Origin of the sequence: Paraburkholderia adhaesiva (genome assembly GCF_021390575.1) — a bacterium.
In the GTDB taxonomy this organism is placed as follows: domain Bacteria; phylum Pseudomonadota; class Gammaproteobacteria; order Burkholderiales; family Burkholderiaceae; genus Paraburkholderia; species Paraburkholderia adhaesiva.
The window spans coordinates 2,753,469-2,770,380 of the sequence record NZ_JAJEJQ010000001.1 but is presented as its reverse complement, the minus strand read 5'-3'; the positions used below and the strand labels follow the sequence as shown (position 1 = coordinate 2,770,380).

Below are 16,912 nucleotides of genomic sequence, written 5' to 3'. Positions count from 1 at the left end.
AAGCCCTGGCAAGTGTGGCGCGGTTTCTCACCGCGTCACGCTCGCACGATGTCCAGACGCGGCGCCGCAGTGACGTGTAAAGCGTCACGCACACAGAGCGCCGCGCACACTCCCAATCCGCTCGACATTGCATATCCGCTGGAGGAAACAACGTGAGCAATCTCAATATTCGCAAGGTGGCTGTGCTCGGCGCCGGCGTGATGGGCGCGCAGATCGCGGCGCACCTGATCAACGCGCGCGTGCCCGTGCTGCTGTTCGATCTGCCCGCGAAGGAAGGTCCGAAGAACGGCATCGCGCTCAAGGCGATCGAGAATCTCAAGAAGCTCTCGCCCGCGCCGTTCGGCGTGAAGGACGACGCGCAGTACCTCACGCCCGCGAACTACGAAGACGACATCGCGAAGCTCGCGGAATGCGACGTGGTGATCGAGGCGATCGCCGAACGCATGGACTGGAAGCACGACCTCTACAAGAAGGTCGCGCCGCACATCGGTCCGAATGCGATCTTCGCGACGAATACATCGGGCCTGTCGATCACCGAACTCTCGCATGGTTTCGACGCTGAACTGAAGGCACGCTTTTGCGGCGTGCACTTCTTCAATCCGCCGCGCTACATGCATCTGGTCGAGCTGATCCCGACCGCGCAGACGAAGCCCGAAATTCTCGACCAGCTCGAATCGTTCCTGACGAGCGTGGTCGGCAAGGGCGTCGTGCGTGCGAAGGATACGCCGAACTTCATCGCGAACCGCGTCGGTGTGTTCTCGATCCTGGCCGTGGTCGCTGAGGCGAAGAAGTTCGGTCTGCGATTCGATGAAGTCGACGATCTCACGGGTAGCCGCCTCGGCCGCGCGAAGTCGGCGACGTTCCGCACGGCCGACGTCGTGGGCCTCGATACGCTCGCGCACGTCATCAAGACGATGCAGGACAACCTGAAGGACGATCCGTTCCATCCGGTCTACGAGACGCCGGCCGTGCTGGCGGGTCTCGTCGCGAAGGGCGCGCTCGGCCAGAAGACGGGCGGCGGTTTCTATCGCAAGGAAGGCAAGGCGATCAAGGTGCTCGACCCGAATACGGGCGAGTACGTCGACGGCGGCGGTAAGGCCGACGAACTCGTGGGTCGCATCCTCAAGCGTCCGCCCGCAGAGCGCCTGAAGCTGCTGCGCGAGTCGGAGCACCCGCAGGCCCAGTTCCTGTGGTCGATTTTCCGCGACGTGTTCCATTACATCGGCGTGCATCTGCAGTCGATCGCCGAAAACGCGCGCGATGTCGATCTCGCGATCCGCTGGGGTTTCGGCTGGAACGAAGGCCCGTTCGAAGGCTGGCAGGCCGCCGGCTGGACGCAGGTTGCGCAGTGGGTGAAGGAAGATATCGAAGCCGGCAAGGCGCTCTCGAATGTGCCGCTGCCCGCGTGGGTCTTCGAAGGTCCGGTCGCCACGAACGGCGGCGTGCATGGCGCCGAGGGCTCCTGGTCGCCGGCTGAAGCGCGCTTCGTGCCGCGCTCGAATCTGCCGGTGTACGAGCGCCAGGTGTTCCGTGCAGCGCTTCTCGGTGAAACCGGTGCACGCGATCCGAAGACGTTCGGCAAGACGCTCTTCGAAAACGAGCATGTGCGCGCCTGGACCGATGACCGCGCTGGCGAGGACGATGTCGTCATCGTCTCGTTCAAGTCGAAGATGAACACGATTGGCCCGGGCGTGCTCGATGGCCTCACGAAGGCGATCGAAATCGCGGAAGGCGGCTACAAGGGTGTTGTCGTGTGGCAGCCCACGTCGCTGAAGCTCGGCACGCCGGGCGGACCGTTCTCGGCCGGGGCGAACCTCGAAGAAGCCATGCCCGCCTTCATGATGGGCGGCGCGAAAGGCATCGAGCCTTTCGTGAAGAAGTTCCAGGACAGCATGATGCGCGTGAAGTACGCCAACGTGCCGGTCGTGGCAGCCGTGTCGGGCATCGCGCTCGGCGGCGGTTGCGAGCTGATGCTCCATAGCGCGAAGCGCGTGGCGCACGTCGAGACTTATGTCGGTCTCGTCGAAGTCGGCGTGGGTCTCGTGCCTTCGGGCGGTGGCCTGAAGGAAGCCGCGCTGCGTGCGGCGGATGCCGCGCAGGCAATCGGCGCCGCACCGAGCGACATGCTGCGATTCCTGCAGAAGTCGTTCGAAAACGCCGCGATGGCGAAGGTGTCCGGCTCGGCGATCGAAGCGCGTGCGATGGGCTATCTGAAGCCGTCCGACACGATCGTCTTCAACGTGTTCGAGCTGCTCGACGCGGCGAAGAAGGAAGCGCGCGCGATGAGCCAGGCGGGCTACCGTCCGCCGCTGCGTGCGACGCAGATTCCGGTCGGCGGCCGCTCGGTCATCGCGACGATCAAGGCATCGCTGGTCGGCATGCGCGACGGCCGCTTCATCAGCGACCACGACTTCCTGATCGCGAGCCGCATCGCCGAAGCCGTGTGCGGTGGCGATGTCGAAGCGGGCAGCACCGTCGATGAAGAATGGTTGCTCATGCTTGAGCGCCGCGCTTTCGTCGAGCTGCTCGGCACGCAGAAGACGCAGGAACGCATCATGGGCATGTTGCAGACCGGCAAGCCGGTACGCAACTAAGCGGCACGCACCCTACGAACTGGATACGGACTGGAGTATCAGATGAGCAAACAGTTGCAGGACGCATACATCGTCGCCGCGAGCCGCACACCCATCGGCCGTGCGCCGCGCGGCGCGCTGAGGAACACCCGCCCGGACGAGCTGCTCGTCCACGCGATCAAGTCGGCCGTGGCGCAGGTGCCCGGTCTCGACACGAAGGTGATCGAAGACGCGATCGTCGGCTGCGCGATTCCCGAAGCCGAGCAAGGCCTCAACGTGGCGCGCATCGGCGCGCTGCTGGCGGGCCTGCCGAACACGGTGGGCGGCGTGACCGTCAACCGGTTTTGCGCGTCGGGCCTCACCGCGCTGGCGATGGCGGCTGATCGCATTCGCGTCGGTGAAGCCGATGCGATGATCGCGGGCGGCTGCGAATCGATGAGCATGGTGCCGATGATGGGCAACAAGCCGTCGATGTCGCCGCACATCTTCGATTCGAACGAGAACATCGGCATCGCCTACGGTATGGGCCTGACCGCCGAGAAGGTCGCGGAGCGCTGGAAGGTTAGCCGCGAGGCGCAGGACGCGTTCTCCGTGGAGTCGCACCGCCGCGCGCTCGCCGCGCAGCAGGCCGGCGAGTTCAACGACGAGATCGCGCCGTACACGATCGCCGAACGCTACCCGGATCTCGCGTCCGGCGAAGTGAAGGTGAAGGAGCGCGTGATGGCGCTCGACGAAGGTCCGCGCGCGGACACGTCGATGGAAGGGCTCGCGAAGCTGCGCGCCGTGTTCGCCAACAAGGGTTCGGTGACGGCGGGCAACAGCTCGCAGACGTCGGATGGCGCGGGCGCGCTGATCGTCGTTTCTGAGAAGATGCTCAAGCAGTTCAACCTGACGCCGCTCGCACGCTTCGTGAGTTTCGCGGTGCGTGGCGTGCCGCCGGAGATCATGGGCATCGGCCCGAAGGAAGCGATTCCGGCAGCGCTGAAGGCCGCAGGGTTGAAGCAGGACGACATCGACTGGATCGAACTCAACGAGGCATTCGCCGCGCAATCGCTGGCGGTGATCCAGGACCTCGGTCTCGATCCGTCGAAGATCAACCCGCTCGGCGGTGCGATTGCGCTGGGTCACCCGCTCGGCGCGACCGGGGCGATCCGTGCCGCGACCGTCGTGCACGGCCTGCGTCGCCGCAACCTGAAGTACGGCATGGTGACGATGTGCGTCGGCACCGGCATGGGCGCGGCGGGCATCATCGAGCGTCTCTAAACGTATCGGGCAACATTGTCGACACGGTTCGCAGGCTTCACGGTTTGCGAACCGTTTTTCGTATCTGGGTGATGGAGCATGACAGGAGACAACCGGATGACTCAGCCGACCCATGCAATCGGGATCACGCGCGAAAACGGCGTGCTGACGATCACCATTAACCGGCCGGAGCGCAAGAACGCGCTCACGCCGGCGATGTATGAGGCGATGATTGAAGCCCTCGCGTCGGCGCACGAAGACGCGTCGGTGCGCGTCGCGTTGCTGCGCGGCCAGGCCGGGATCTTCACGGCCGGCAACGACATCGAAGACTTCCTGAAGACACCGCCCACAGGCGGCGATTCACCCGTGATGCGCTTTCTCGACGCCATCTCGAGCTTCGAAAAACCGCTCGTCGCGTCGGTGGCGGGTGCGGCGGTCGGCGTGGGCACGACGCTGCTGTTGCACTGCGACATCGTCTATGCCGCCGATTCGGCAAGCTTCGCCATGCCGTTCGCGCAGCTCGGACTGTGCCCGGAAGCGGCGTCGTCGCTGCTGCTGCCGCGTATCGCCGGCCATCAGCTCGCGGCGGAAAAGCTGCTGTTAGGCGAGATGTTCGATGCTGCCGAGGCGCACCGCATGGGATTCGTGAATCGCGTACTGCCAGCCGCCGAACTCGACGCGTTCGTCGCCGCGCAACTGGCGAAGCTCGTTGCGCTGCCTGCTTCGTCGCTGCACGTGACGAAAGCGTTCATGAAACGCGCGAGCCAGCACGAGATCAAGGCGCGCATCAGCGCAGAGGCCGTGCAGTTTGGCGAGATGTTGCGCATGCCCGAGGCGAAGGAAGCGTTCACGGCGTTCCTGCAAAAGCGCAAACCGGATTTCAGGCAATTCGACGGCACGCCGGATGGTGCGGAACGGGTGATCGGGAACGCGTCCAGGCCTTCGGACGTTCAGGCCGTTTCGTAATCAACGTAGCCCGATTCGCGGCAGAAGCTCACGAGCCGCAGTCCGGCGCGTTGGGCGATGGCGATGGCGAGCGAGGAGGGCGCGGAGATCGTCGCCAGCATCGGGATGCCGACACGCGCCGCCTTGCGCACCAGTTCGTAGCTCGCGCGGCTCGACAGGAATACGAAGCCTTGCTGCGTGTCGGCGCGCGCGAGCACCAGTTGGCCAATCAGCTTGTCGAGCGCGTTGTGGCGGCCGACGTCTTCGAACGCGTAGACGATCGCGCCCTGCGCGTCGCACCACGCGGCCGCGTGCAGGCCGCCTGTGAGCTGCGTGAGCGCCTGATGCTGCGGCAGTTCTCGCGCGGCGCGCGCAATGGCGTCGGGCGCGAGGCGCTGGACGAAGCCCGTGTCGGGTACGCGCTCGGGCTGCAGATCGAGCAGATCGATGCTCTCGATTCCGCACACGCCGCAGCCGGTGCGTCCGGCCAGCGCGCGGCGCTTGTCCTTGAGTCCGGCAAAGGCCTGCTGGACAACCGTGAGATGGACTTCGGCGTGGGGCAGGTCCGTGTCCTCACGGAAAACGACCTCGATGTCCTGAATGTCCGCGTTGCGCCCGACGATGCCTTCCGAAATCGCGAAGCCGACGGCAAACGCCTCGAGGTCGCGCGGCGTGCACATCATCACCGCGTGCGAGATGCCGTTGAACACGAGCGCGACGGGCCACTCCTGGCCGACGTGATCGGCGCGTGTATCGATCGTGCCGCTCCCGTGGCGGTGCACGCGCAGTTCGATGACTCCGGGCTGACCGGCGGTTTCAAGTGGATTCAAGCGTATTACTCCATCAAGCCTGGCGAGGCGCGGTCGCGCGCCACGCGGAAGGTTCTAAAATACCTCAAGCGGACGCCTCCCGCTCGCGTCCGCTTCGCGAGGATACTGCCATGGCATTGAACGAAGCTCCGCTCCTGTTCCGGTTCGAGGTCGAGTCGTCGGAGAATCTCACCTACATTCCGATGTGCGTGCGCTTCAATCTGGACCGTTTCGGGCTGCGCATTTCGCTCTCGCAGTGGCAGCTATTGCCGCTGGAAGACCGGCGGCTGCTGGCGCGTTTCCCCGTCGATGAGGACGTCTCGACCGAGACCAACTTCGATCACGCACTCTTCGAGATGTTGCGGACGCATGCCAACGTCGAGCCGGAGTGGTTCGCACCTGACGAAGCACCGGCCTGGCGTGACGTCAGCGTCGTGCCGGGCGGTATCGCGCACCAGGCGGCGATGGCGAGTCTGGCTACCCCGGACGTCGACGCGTGGGCACAGCTCGCGCCGTTTCAGCGCTACGTGCTCGCCAAGCTCGCGCGCAAGCCGGAAAGCAACCACGACTTCGTGCCCGCGATGCGCGAATTCGGCCTTGCGGCGCCCGTCTGAGCGCCGTTCCCGGCGTGATCCGCCAGAAACCGCCGATTTCTCCCCCATTTTCTCTCAAGCCTTCACAAAGCGTGCCGTTATCTGATTAGGCGCAACAAACGCCAGCCTTTCGCATTCAGGTCGCTTTCCTTCGTCCCGCGAACACTTCCCGGCGGACGAACGACGTTCGGCACACAATGAACTCTCTTTTTCCAAGGCGCCAGCTCATCAATCTGGCGGTCGTCGTCGCGGCCATCGGGGCCAACGCGTTTGTCGCATGGTCGCAGATCGGCGCGCAGCGCGAGATCGATTCGCGAGCCGAGCGGGCCTCGTCCGTGAGACACGATCTCGACCGCTTCCGCGAGGCGCTGGATTCCGGTCTGGGCGCGCTTGGCCGCTTCGTCGCTTCGGGCGCGATCGACACGCATGAGGCGCGCACCCGGCGCGCCGCGGTCCTGGACGAGACCGCACGTTTCACGCGCGCGGAACTCGCGGACGATCCGGAGCTTGCCGCCCGGTTCGATGCTTTGGCTCGCAACGCGCGCGCGCTGGCGCGCGACATCGACGAGACGCTCTCGCTCGCTCAGCAACGTGTCGCTGACGAAGAGGCGCAGGCGGCAGGCGCGGCTGACGCGGGCCGCGCGGACGCGGGCGAGGCACACGACGGGCGAGGCCCTGCTGCCCCCAATCCGGGCCAGATGAGCCAGATGAGCGGCGCCAGCCCCGCACCTTTGACCGACCCGTCCGGACCGCAAAGGCCGAGCGCCATCGGTCAGGCGGCGAGGGCGTACGTCGCGCTCGACAGGCGCATCGACGAGATCGACGCGGAGATTTCGGCGCTGCACGGCGCGGAGGATCTTGCGCTGGCTGCTTCGCTCGGCGAATCGGCGCGATCGGCGAGCCACGCGACGGTGCTCCTGATCGTCACGATGCTCGCAGGCGCGACGCTGCTCCTCTACACGTTCGGTGCGCGCGAAAACGCCTCCCGTGAGGTAATGCGCGGGCTGCGCTCGCGCGGCGAGCGTTTCCAGGGCCTCTTCGACGCGCATCCCGTGCCGATGTACGTCTTCGACCGCGAGACGCTGCGCTTTCTTGCCGTCAACGCGGCGGCCATCCAGCAGTACGGCTACAGTGAGGAAGAATTCCTGGCGATGTCGATCCGAGACATCCGCGCGCCCGAGGACATCTGGCGGCTCGAACAGCATCTCACGCGTTCGGACACGCTCACGCCGAACGTGCGCACGATGGCCGGTATCTGGCATCACAGGCGGCGGGACGGCTCGGTCATCAGCGCGGACATCTCGCACCATTCGCTGCACTTCCTCGGCCGCGAAGCGGTCTTCGTGCTCGCCGACGACGTTACCGACCAGATCAAGGCCGAAGCGGAAGCCCAGCGCTCGAACCAGATGCTCGAATCGGTGATCGACAACATCCCGCAGCGCATCTTCTGGAAGGACGCCGACTCGCGCTATCTCGGCTGCAACATGGCCTTCGCGCGCGATGCGGGGCTCGCGTATCCCGAGCTGATCGTCGGCAAGACCGACGACGACCTGCCGTGGCGAGCCTATGCTGACCGCGTTCGTGCGACGGATCGCGAAGTGATTGAATCGGGCCTGCCAAACATCAATTTCGAACTCGAGTTGATTATCGGCGGCCTGCACACGACGTCGCTCATGAGCAAGCTGCCGATGCTCGACGGCGAGGGTCGCGTGATCGGCGTGCTCGGTTCGTACTCCGACACCACCGCGCGCAAACGCGCCGATCTCGCGCTGCGACTGCAAAGCCGCGCGCTCGACGCCTGCGTGAACGCGATTCTCATCACGGCGCCGGGGCCGGGCGGCAGCAACCTTATCGAGTATGCGAACCCGGCGTTCGGGCGCATCACGGGCTACGATCCGGCGGAAGTGATCGGACTCGACAGCCGCTTCCTGCAACGCGACGATCGCGAACAGGAGGGTCTGGTCGAGATCCGCGACGCACTCGTCGCGGGGCACGAGGTGAGCGCCGTGCTGCGCAATTACCGCAAGGACGGCGTGCTCTTCTGGAACCAGTTGCTGATCGCGCCGGTGCCCGATCCCGAAGGTCGCACGACGCATCACATCGGCATCATCAACGACGTCACCGAGCTGATCCGCTATCAGGAACAGCTCGAATTCCAGGCGAACTACGACAGCCTCACGCTGCTGCCCAACCGCAACCTGTTGCGCGAGCGTCTGCAGCAGGCGCTCACGACCGCGCGGCGGCAGGGGCGTGGCGTCACCGTGGTGTTCCTCGACCTCGACGGCTTCAAGAACGTCAACGACAGCCTCGGCCACAGTGTCGGCGACCAGTTGCTGCGTGTGGTCGCCGAGCGGCTCGCGCGCTGCGCGCGCACGAACGACACCGTCGCGCGTCACGGCGGCGACGAATTCGTGGTCGTGCTGGCCGGCATCACGGATGAAAAGTCGCTGATCGCGTGGATGGAGCGCGCCCGCGCGATGATCTCGGAGCCGGTGTGGCTCGAGGGCATGGAGCTGTACGTGGGTTGCAGCATGGGCGCGAGCGTGTTCCCCCAGGACGGCGACGATGCCGAAACGCTGCTCAAGAAGGCCGACGTCGCCATGTACCGCGCCAAGGACATGGGCCGCAACACGTACCAGTTCTTCCAGCCGGAGATGAACGCGAGCGTCGGCGCGCGCATGAACCTCGAGCGGCGCTTACGCCGCGCCCTGCGCGACGGCGAGTTCCTGCTGCATTACCAGCCCCAGGTCGAGCTGGCGACGGGGCGGATCGTCGGTATGGAGGCGCTCGTGCGCTGGCACGACCCTGACTCGGGGCTCGTGTCGCCCGCGCAGTTCATTCCGGTGGCGGAGGAGAGCGGTCTGATCGGCCCGCTTTCGGACTGGGTGCTGCGCGAGGCCTGCCGGCAGAATCGCGAGTGGCAGAGCGCCGGGCTGCCGCCGGTGCGCGTGTCGGTGAACCTGTCGGCGCGCGTGTTTCATCAGCGCAATATCGCCGAGCTGGTCACGGAAGTGCTGGCCGAAACCGGTCTCGACGCCTGTTACCTCGAGCTCGAAGTCACCGAGAGCACGCTCATGCGCAACACGGAGGAGGCCGTCTCCATGCTGAACGAGCTGCATGAGCTTGGGATCGGCATTGCGGTCGACGACTTCGGTACCGGCTATTCGAGCCTGAGCTACCTGAAGCGGCTGCCCGTGGACCGGCTCAAGATCGACCGGTCGTTCGTGGCGGATATCGGCACGAGCGACGACAACGAGACGATCACGGCCGCGATCATCGCGCTGGCGCACGAATTGCAGTTGCAGGTGATTGCGGAGGGCGTCGAGACGTCGTCACAGTTCGCCTTCCTGCGCGAACGCGATTGCGACGAACTTCAGGGTTACTACTTTTCGCCGCCGTTGCCGGGAGACGATATCGCGGCGTTGCTCGGTACGAGTGCCGAGTATGGCGAAGGGACCAGCGTGGCCTGGACGGCGTAACGGCCACGCCAGGCCAGACGGGCCGGATCAGTGCGACCGGCCGGCGCGTGCTCAGGCGAGCGGTGGAAGCGGACGCGGACGGCGATCGTCGCCGGTCGCGACATACGTGAGGGTCGCTTCGGTGACTTTGACGACCTTGTCGGCGTGACACATGCGCTGGGCGTACACCGCGACGTCGACGGTCACCGACGTCCTGCCCGTCTTGACGACCTCGGCATAGAAGCTCAGCAGGTCGCCCACGAACACCGGTTCCTTGAACAGAAAGGAGTTCACCGCGATGGTCGCGACGCGGCCATTCGCGCGCCGGCTTGCGGGAATCGAGCCGGCGATGTCGACCTGCGACATGATCCAGCCGCCGAAGACATCGCCGTGGACGTTCGAGTCCGACGGTTGCGGCATGACACGCAACGTGGGCGGTTGTTGGGGGAGCGCGGGAGCGTCGTTCATCGGATGTTCCATGAATAAGGTGGAAAGGCCGGTGCGCCATTGCGGGGCGAGCCCCAGCGGCGCAAGCAGCCTTCTGCGACAATACAGCGATCAGGAATTGTACGGGAAAGCGGGCTTCGGGCCGACCGGCCCGGGTGCCTGGCAGCGCGGTGCGAGCCGCACCGCCGCATGCCACTGCGCCGTGTTGTAAGCCCTGCTGTACGCCCCGCTGTGCGCCGTGCGATCCGCCAAACCCGTCGTCTGCAAATTGACGACCCGCCGAATCACCGGATTTTCAGAACGCGCGCCCTCGCGCTCACCGCTTTCGCTCATGCGTAGTCATTCTTCGTCCAACGAACCCGCGCTGCCCAACATCGGGCCGCGCAACGACTGGCAGACCATCGTCTCGCTGCTGCCGTATCTCACCGCGTACAAGTGGCGTGTGGCGTTCGCGCTCACGTGCCTGATCGGCGCGAAAGTGGCGAACCTCGGCGTGCCGATCGTGATGAAGCACATCGTCGACAACCTCGCCTCGGTGCGCCATCTCGAAGCGCTCGGGCGCGCGGAGCACGCGCCCGGTATCGTGCTCGTCGGCGGGATCGGGCTGCTCGTGGTCGCTTACGCGGTCGTGCGGCTCTCGACGTCGCTTTTCACCGAACTGCGCGAGATTCTTTTCTCGAAGGTGACCGAGAGCGCCGTGCGCCAGCTCGCGCTCAAGGTGTTTCGCCATTTGCACGGGCTGTCGCTGCGATTTCATCTGGACCGGCAGACCGGCGGCATGACGCGCGACATCGAACGCGGCACGCGCGGCATCACGCAACTGATTTCGTACTCGCTCTACAGCATCCTGCCGACGCTCGTCGAAGTGGGGCTCGTGCTCGGTTTCTTCGTCGTGAAGTACGAGGCGTATTACGCGATCGTCACGCTTGTGGCGCTCGTCGCGTACATCGTGTTCACGGTGAAGGTGACCGAGTGGCGCACGCATTTTCGCCGCACGATGAACGAACTCGATTCGCGCGCGAACTCGCGCGCCATCGACTCGCTGCTCAACTACGAGACCGTGAAGTACTTCGGCAACGAAGAGTGGGAGACGCGGCGCTATGACGAAAACCTGCACCGCTATCGCGCGGCCGCGATCAAGTCGCAGCATTCGCTTTCGGCGCTGAACTTCGGGCAGCAGGCGATCATCGGCACGGGGCTCGTGTTCATTCTCTGGCGCGCGACGCAGGGCGTGATGGCGGGCAAGCTCACGCTCGGCGACCTCGTGCTCATCAACACATTCATGCTTCAGCTCTACATACCGCTGAATTTTCTCGGCGTGGTGTATCGCGAGCTCAAGCAGAGCCTCACCGACATGGACCGCATGTTCACGCTGCTCACGGTCTCGCGCGAAGTGGCCGATGTGCCGGGCGCGCCGCCGCTTGATGTGCGCGGCGGCGAGGTGCGTTTTTCGCATGTGAGCTTCGCGTATGAGCCGTCGCGACAGATCCTGCACGACGTGAGCTTCACCATTGCCGCGGGCACGACGACCGCCGTGGTGGGCCACAGCGGTTCCGGCAAGTCGACGCTCGCGCGCCTGCTGTTCCGCTTCTACGATCTCGATCGGCCGACGGGCGGCGACATCAGGATCGATGGCCAGGACATCCGCGATGTCACGCAGGAGTCGCTGCGCGCGTCGATTGGCATCGTGCCGCAGGATACGGTGCTGTTCAACGATTCGATCTACTACAACATCGCCTACGGCCGGCCCACCGCGAGCCGCGACGAGGTGATCGCGGCGGCACGCGCAGCGCACATTCACGCGTTCATCGAGAGTCTGCCGAAGGGCTATGACACGCCGGTCGGCGAGCGGGGGCTCAAGCTATCGGGCGGGGAGAAGCAGCGTGTCGCCATCGCTCGCACGCTATTGAAGAATCCGCCGATCCTGCTGTTCGACGAGGCGACCTCGGCGCTCGATTCGCGCTCGGAGCGCGCGATCCAGCAGGAACTCGATCTGATCGCGCGCGATCGCACGACGCTCGTGATCGCGCACCGGCTCTCCACGGTGGTGCACGCCGAGCAGATCATCGTGATGGACCATGGGCGCATCGTCGAGCGCGGCACGCATGCGCAATTGCTGCGCGAAGGCGGCCACTACGCGCAGATGTGGGCGCTTCAGCAGCAGAGGTCGAGCGAGCAGGCTGGGCAGATGGAGGAATCGGCCGGCGAGCAGTGAGGTGAACTGCGCTTGCGGCGTCCGGCGTGCGATTGTTGAGGTGTGCTGGTTCGGCGGCGTGGCATGCCGCCCGGCGCGGGCCACAGGCGTGGTCCGCGGTTGCGGCGCTCAACCGCGTTGCTGCGCCCGCAATGCTTCGTCGAGTGCCGCTAGTTGTGCGGCTGTGCCGACGTTTTCCCAAATTCCTTCGTAAAGCTCGCCGCTTGCGCGCCGCTGCCCGATGGTCTCGCGATAGTACGGCGTGAGCGCGCGCCGCGTACCGCGTGGCAGATCGCGGAACATGCGCGTGTCGTAGAGCCCGATGCTGCCGAATGTGTCGCGCGGTGCACCGTCCAGGGTGAGCACGCCATCGGCGCCAAGTGCGAAGTCGCCGCCCGGATGGAAGGTCGGATTCGGCACCATCACGAGGTGCATGCCGGGCTCGGTCTGCGAGGCGAGTGCCTCGGCGCGAGCGTCGAGATGCGCGAAGTCGAATTCGCTGTAGACGTCGCCAGCGACTGCGAGAAACACCGCGGGCTCGCCGCCGGTTTCGAGGAGCGGCAGCGCCTGGGCGATGCCGCCCGCCGTCTCCAGCGCGTCATGTTCGGGTGAGTAATGCAGCGTGACGCCGAAGCGCGCGCCATCACCGAGTACCGCTTCGATCTGCGCGCCAAGCCACGCGTGATTGATCACGATTTTCGTGTAGCCGGCCGCAGCGAGCCGCTCGATCTGCCAGACGACCAGCGGTTTGCCGCCCACCGGCAAGAGCGGTTTCGGACAGGTGTCGGTCAGCGGGCGCATGCGCTCGCCGCGCCCGGCGGCGAAGATCATTGCCGTGCGCTCGAAATGGGCGCGGCTCATGGCGCAATCCATCGGTTCTGTTTCGTCATGAGTCGGCGTGTTCAAAACGTGTAACCGGTTTCGACGCTCGTGCCCTGCAGCTCGTCGATGAGCCGGGCGAACGGCGCGAGCGGACGGTAGCGGTGTGCGACCTTGCTTGCGTAACCGAGGAAGCGCGGCAGGTCGGCCATGTAGTGAGGCTTGCCGTCGCGATAGTTGATGCGGCAAAAGAGGCCGAGCACCTTGATATGGCGCTGCAGCCCCATCCATTCGAGCTGGCGGTAGAACTCGCCGAAATCGGCGTCGACGGGCAGGCCCGCCTTCTTCGCGCGCTCCCAGTAGTGGGCGAAGCAGTCGAGTTCGAAGTCCTCGTCCCAGGTGATGAACGCGTCGCGCAGCAGCGAAACGACGTCATACGTGATCGGGCCATAGACGGCGTCCTGGAAGTCGAGCATGCCCGGATTCGGCGTCGCGATCATCAGGTTGCGCGGCATGAAATCGCGCAGCATGAACACCTGGGGCTGCGTGCGCGCATTCGCGACGAGCAGCGCGAACGTGCGATCGAGCACGCCACGCGTGGCGTCGTCGATTTCGCGGCCCAGATGGCGCTGCAGATACCACTCCGGCATCAGATCCATTTCCCGGCGCAGGAACGCTTCGTCGAACGACGGTAGTACGCCTTCGCGCGACGAAAGCTGCCAGCGGATCAGCGCGTCGAGCGCATCGCGCATGAGGTCGCGCGAGCGCGGGCCGGGCCCGGCGTCCTGTAACGCCTTCAGATAAGGCGCGGTGCCGAGATCGGTCACGAGCATGAGGCCCGCGTCGAAGTCCACTTCGAGCACGCGCGGCACATGCACGCCCGCTGCGGTGAGCAGTTCGGCGACCTGCGCGAACTCGCGGGACTTTTCGGGCGGCGGAGCGTCCACAGCAATCAGCGACGCACCGTGCGCGCCCGCGCTCGCGACGCGGAAGTAGCGCCGGAAGCTCGCGTCGGCCGAAGCCGGGGCGAGCGTGGCGAGATTGAGTGCGTAACGGTCGGCGTGCCTGGCGAGCCAGGCGGCAAGCAGGTCATACCGGGCATCGGGGGTGCTGGTGGTGGCGCTTTTGGCCGCGACGTGGGGGGCGCCGTTGGCAGCGCTGTCGGCGGAATTGGGTGCGGCGGTTGAGGTCATGAAAACCTGAGGCAAAATCAATGGAACAACGTCTTGCCATATAATACCCCACGACTTTTTTGACGCGACTCGCGCCAAAGCCCGCATGACGGTTCGCTTGCCACCTTCATCGTTCGGTGAAGGCTAGCCCGATGTGCGCCCAGGCCTCGCCTTGCATCGCGCTTTCGCGCGGGAGGCGGACGGCCGTCATGGACCGGGCAGGCGGCCGGGCCGATTCGCCAAAACCATAATGCCGCCCAGACAGTATTTCCAGACGATCTCCAGCAGTGACGAAGGCGTGCCGGGCAAGCGGCGGCCCATCGTGGCACTCGCGGCACTCGTGGCCGCGCCGGGCTTGATGCCAGCGCTCGCGCATGCCCAGCTGTCGGGCGCCACCGCGCAGGCCGAGCCGCTGGACGGCCCGTTGAGCCTGCGCCTCGCACCGCAACTCGAAGACCATCCGCTCGTGCCTGGGCAGCGTCCGGGGACCTTCGTGCTCGGCGACTCGGTCACGGGCACGGTCAATACCGACATCGCCTTGCGGGGCGCAGCCGAACTGCGCCAGGGCGTCAACGTGGTGAAGGGCGACGCGCTTCATTACGACCAGGACACCGACACCGCCACCGCGTTCGGGCGGGTCGTGATCTCGCAGGCCGGCACCACGTTCTCGGGTCCTGAGGCGCACCTGCGGGTCGAGGCCAACGAAGGCTTCATGCCCTCGCCCACGTATCACTTTGCGGCGACGGGCGGCTCGGGCAGCGCCGAGCGCGCGGACCTGCTAGACAGCGAACGTTCGGTGCTGACGAATGGCACGTATACGGCGTGTCAGTGTTCGACGAATCCGGCGTGGTACATCAAGGGCAGCGAGTTCCAGTTTGACACCGGCGCGGACGAAGGCGTCGCGCACAACGGCGTGCTGTTCTTCCAGAACGTGCCGATCATGGCAAGCCCGTGGCTCACGTTCCCGCTCTCGAGCGACCGCCGCAGCGGCCTGTTGCCGCCGACGTTCTCGATCAGTTCGACGAACGGCTATGAGATCTCGCTGCCGTATTACTTCAACATCGCGCCGAACCGCGATTTCACGTTCACGCCCGAGGTGATCTCGAAGCGCGGCGTGTTCATGCGGGGCGACTTCCGGTATCTGTCGACGAACTACAGCGGCACGATCACCGGTACGTTTCTGCCAGACGACGCGCTGACGAAGACGAATCGCTACGCGCTGTTCATTCAGCACAACCAGAATTTCGGCGACGGGTTCGCGGGCTACGTCTACTTCAACAAGGTCTCGGACAACACCTATCCGGAAGACCTGTCGTCGGCGGCCAATCAGTTCCTGAACGGCACGCAGCTGCTGTACCAGCAGGAAGCGGGCCTCACGTACAACAACGGGCCGTGGTCGGTGCTCGCGCGCGTACAGCACTGGCAGACGCTTGAGCCTTCCACGCCGCCGTACGGTCGCGAACCTCAGCTCAACGTCAAGTACGCGAAGTACAACGTCGGCGGCTTCGACTATGGCGCGGAAGCCGACTACTCGCGCTTTCGCATCACGAGTTCCGACACGACCGAAGGCGACCGCGTCGTCTTCAATCCGTACCTGTCGTACTCGGTGGTGGGGCCAGGCTACTTCGTCACGCCGAAGGTGCAGTGGCACTTTGCGGCGTACGACCTCAGCAACATCGGCACGGGTTCGCCGGCGGGCCAGCCGAAGAATTTCACTGAGTCGATTCCGACCTTCAGCTTCGACACGGGGCTCGTGTTCGAGCGCAACGTGCACCTGTTCGGCCAGGACTACATCCAGACGCTGGAGCCGCGCCTGTACTACGTGTACACGCCGTTCCACAACCAGCAGTTCGCGCCGCTCTTCGACACCGCCGAGTCCGACTTCGGGCTCGCGGAAATCTTCACGCCGAACACGTTCGTCGGTAACGACCGCATCGCCGACGCCAACCGCATCACGGCCGCGATCACCACGCGCTTCATCGACCCGGCTTCGGGCGACGAGCGTGCGCGCTTCGTGCTGGCGCAGCAGTACTATTTCCAGGATCAGCGGGTCACCCTGCAGCCGCTGCAGCCCGGCCAGACGCCGGCGCAATCGACGCACTCCGACCTGATTGCAGGTGCGTCGCTGAAGCTCGGGGGTGGTTTCGCCTCGGAAACGGCGTTCCAATATAATGCCGACAACGACCAGCTTGTGAAGGCGAGCGTTGGCTTCGGCTATAGCCCGGGGCCAAATCGCGTGCTGAACGTCGCGTACCGCTATACGCGTGCCAACACGACGCTCGACAACCAGCCAATCAACCAGATTCTGATCTCGTCACAGTGGCCGTTTTCGCACCGGGTGTACGCCGTCGGTCGCTTCAACTACGATCTGGGCAGTCACCGGATCGTCGACGGTCTGATCGGCATGCAGTATGACGCCGACTGCTGGGCACTCGGCATTGGCCTCCAGCGCTACGCAAACGGGGTCAATACCTCTGGCGGCAGTAACTCGTCCACGCGGTTCCTCGCGCAGTTGACGCTCAAGGGGCTGTCGAACGTCGATAACGGGCTGGTGGCCGCGTTCCGCGCGGCCGTGCCGGGCTACACGGTGCCGCCGGGCCAGGCGCCGTTGCCGTCGCGTTTCACGGATTATCAATAACGCGTGATCCGTCGCGTTTTCC

11 protein-coding genes and 1 pseudogene are annotated in these 16,912 nt (G+C 65.3%); 7 read left to right on the top strand and 5 right to left on the bottom strand.

All coding sequences use genetic code 11. The features are described 5' to 3' along the window. The first annotated feature begins 152 nt into the window (after positions 1-152). The 3 genes and pseudogenes from L0U80_RS12560 to L0U80_RS12550 all read left to right on the top strand — a co-directional run. Positions 153-2,594, top strand: coding sequence for a 3-hydroxyacyl-CoA dehydrogenase/enoyl-CoA hydratase family protein (locus L0U80_RS12560; RefSeq protein WP_233864569.1), 2,442 nt, complete (start codon positions 153-155; stop codon positions 2,592-2,594). A 42-nt stretch (positions 2,595-2,636) separates the two neighbouring features. Then, complete coding sequence (locus L0U80_RS12555) at positions 2,637-3,836, top strand: acetyl-CoA C-acyltransferase (protein ID WP_233864568.1); 1,200 nt, start codon at positions 2,637-2,639, stop codon at positions 3,834-3,836. A gap of 96 nt (positions 3,837-3,932) precedes the next feature. After that, positions 3,933-4,709, top strand: a pseudogene (locus L0U80_RS12550) (enoyl-CoA hydratase); the annotation flags it as partial. 56 nt (positions 4,710-4,765) lie between these two features. Here L0U80_RS12550 and fdhD read toward each other — a convergent pair. Further along, complete coding sequence (gene fdhD, locus L0U80_RS12545; RefSeq protein WP_233864566.1) at positions 4,766-5,590, bottom strand: formate dehydrogenase accessory sulfurtransferase FdhD; 825 nt, start codon at positions 5,588-5,590, stop codon at positions 4,766-4,768. 110 nt (positions 5,591-5,700) lie between these two features. On the opposite strand from fdhD, the gene L0U80_RS12540 reads away from it, so the two are divergent. Together L0U80_RS12540 and L0U80_RS12535 are read left to right on the top strand one after the other, a co-directional pair. Beyond that, a complete protein-coding gene (locus L0U80_RS12540; protein ID WP_233864564.1) occupies positions 5,701-6,183 on the top strand; it encodes a nitrate reductase associated protein in 483 nt (160 codons plus the stop codon). Positions 6,184-6,359: 176 nt separating this feature from the next. Further along, positions 6,360-9,641, top strand: a complete 3,282-nt coding sequence (locus L0U80_RS12535; protein ID WP_233864562.1) for a sensor domain-containing protein — start codon at positions 6,360-6,362, stop codon at positions 9,639-9,641. 51 nt (positions 9,642-9,692) lie between these two features. Here the strand turns inward: L0U80_RS12535 and L0U80_RS12530 are convergent, their stop codons facing one another. Both L0U80_RS12530 and L0U80_RS12525 read right to left on the bottom strand, forming a co-directional pair. After that, positions 9,693-10,088: an acyl-CoA thioesterase gene (locus tag L0U80_RS12530; protein ID WP_233864560.1), complete on the bottom strand. Its 396-nt coding sequence runs from the start codon at positions 10,086-10,088 to the stop codon at positions 9,693-9,695. 90 nt (positions 10,089-10,178) lie between these two features. After that, positions 10,179-10,400 (bottom strand): hypothetical protein, encoded by a 222-nt coding sequence (locus tag L0U80_RS12525; RefSeq protein ID WP_233864558.1) that lies wholly within the window; start codon positions 10,398-10,400, stop codon positions 10,179-10,181. Here L0U80_RS12525 and L0U80_RS12520 point away from each other — a divergent pair. Continuing rightward, a complete protein-coding gene (locus L0U80_RS12520) occupies positions 10,399-12,282 on the top strand; it encodes an ABCB family ABC transporter ATP-binding protein/permease (RefSeq protein ID WP_233864556.1) in 1,884 nt (627 codons plus the stop codon). The genes L0U80_RS12525 and L0U80_RS12520 overlap by 2 nt on opposite strands. Before the next feature lie 108 nt (positions 12,283-12,390). Here L0U80_RS12520 and murU read toward each other — a convergent pair whose 3' ends face one another. Then, positions 12,391-13,092 carry an N-acetylmuramate alpha-1-phosphate uridylyltransferase MurU gene (gene murU / locus L0U80_RS12515; protein ID WP_373322199.1) on the bottom strand — a complete coding sequence of 234 codons (702 nt, stop codon included), beginning with the start codon at positions 13,090-13,092 and terminating at the stop codon, positions 12,391-12,393. A gap of 71 nt (positions 13,093-13,163) precedes the next feature. After that, the gene (locus tag L0U80_RS12510; protein WP_505879432.1) at positions 13,164-14,273 is read right to left on the bottom strand and encodes an aminoglycoside phosphotransferase family protein; all 1,110 of its coding nucleotides are present in this window, start codon (positions 14,271-14,273) and stop codon (positions 13,164-13,166) included. Between the two features lie 229 nt (positions 14,274-14,502). Between L0U80_RS12510 and L0U80_RS12505 the strand changes: the two genes are divergently transcribed. Further along, on the top strand, positions 14,503-16,890 hold the full coding sequence (locus L0U80_RS12505; RefSeq protein ID WP_233864552.1) for an LPS-assembly protein LptD: 2,388 nt from the start codon (positions 14,503-14,505) through the stop codon (positions 16,888-16,890). Positions 16,891-16,912: the final 22 nt, after the last annotated feature.

What these genes read in the sequence shown, in the direction of transcription:
- L0U80_RS12525 (WP_233864558.1), bottom strand. Translation starts at nt 10,400, where the DNA reads ATGAGCGAAAGCGGTGAGCGCGAGGGCGCGCGTTCTGAAAATCCGGTG.
- L0U80_RS12535 (WP_233864562.1), top strand. Translation starts at nt 6,360, where the DNA reads ATGAACTCTCTTTTTCCAAGGCGCCAGCTCATCAATCTGGCGGTCGTC.
- L0U80_RS12510 (WP_505879432.1), bottom strand. Translation starts at nt 14,273, where the DNA reads ATGACCTCAACCGCCGCACCCAATTCCGCCGACAGCGCTGCCAACGGC.
- L0U80_RS12520 (WP_233864556.1), top strand. Translation starts at nt 10,399, where the DNA reads ATGCGTAGTCATTCTTCGTCCAACGAACCCGCGCTGCCCAACATCGGG.
- L0U80_RS12505 (WP_233864552.1), top strand. Translation starts at nt 14,503, where the DNA reads ATGCCGCCCAGACAGTATTTCCAGACGATCTCCAGCAGTGACGAAGGC.
- L0U80_RS12540 (WP_233864564.1), top strand. Translation starts at nt 5,701, where the DNA reads ATGGCATTGAACGAAGCTCCGCTCCTGTTCCGGTTCGAGGTCGAGTCG.
- L0U80_RS12530 (WP_233864560.1), bottom strand. Translation starts at nt 10,088, where the DNA reads ATGAACGACGCTCCCGCGCTCCCCCAACAACCGCCCACGTTGCGTGTC.
- murU (WP_373322199.1), bottom strand. Translation starts at nt 13,092, where the DNA reads ATGATCTTCGCCGCCGGGCGCGGCGAGCGCATGCGCCCGCTGACCGAC.
- L0U80_RS12555 (WP_233864568.1), top strand. Translation starts at nt 2,637, where the DNA reads ATGAGCAAACAGTTGCAGGACGCATACATCGTCGCCGCGAGCCGCACA.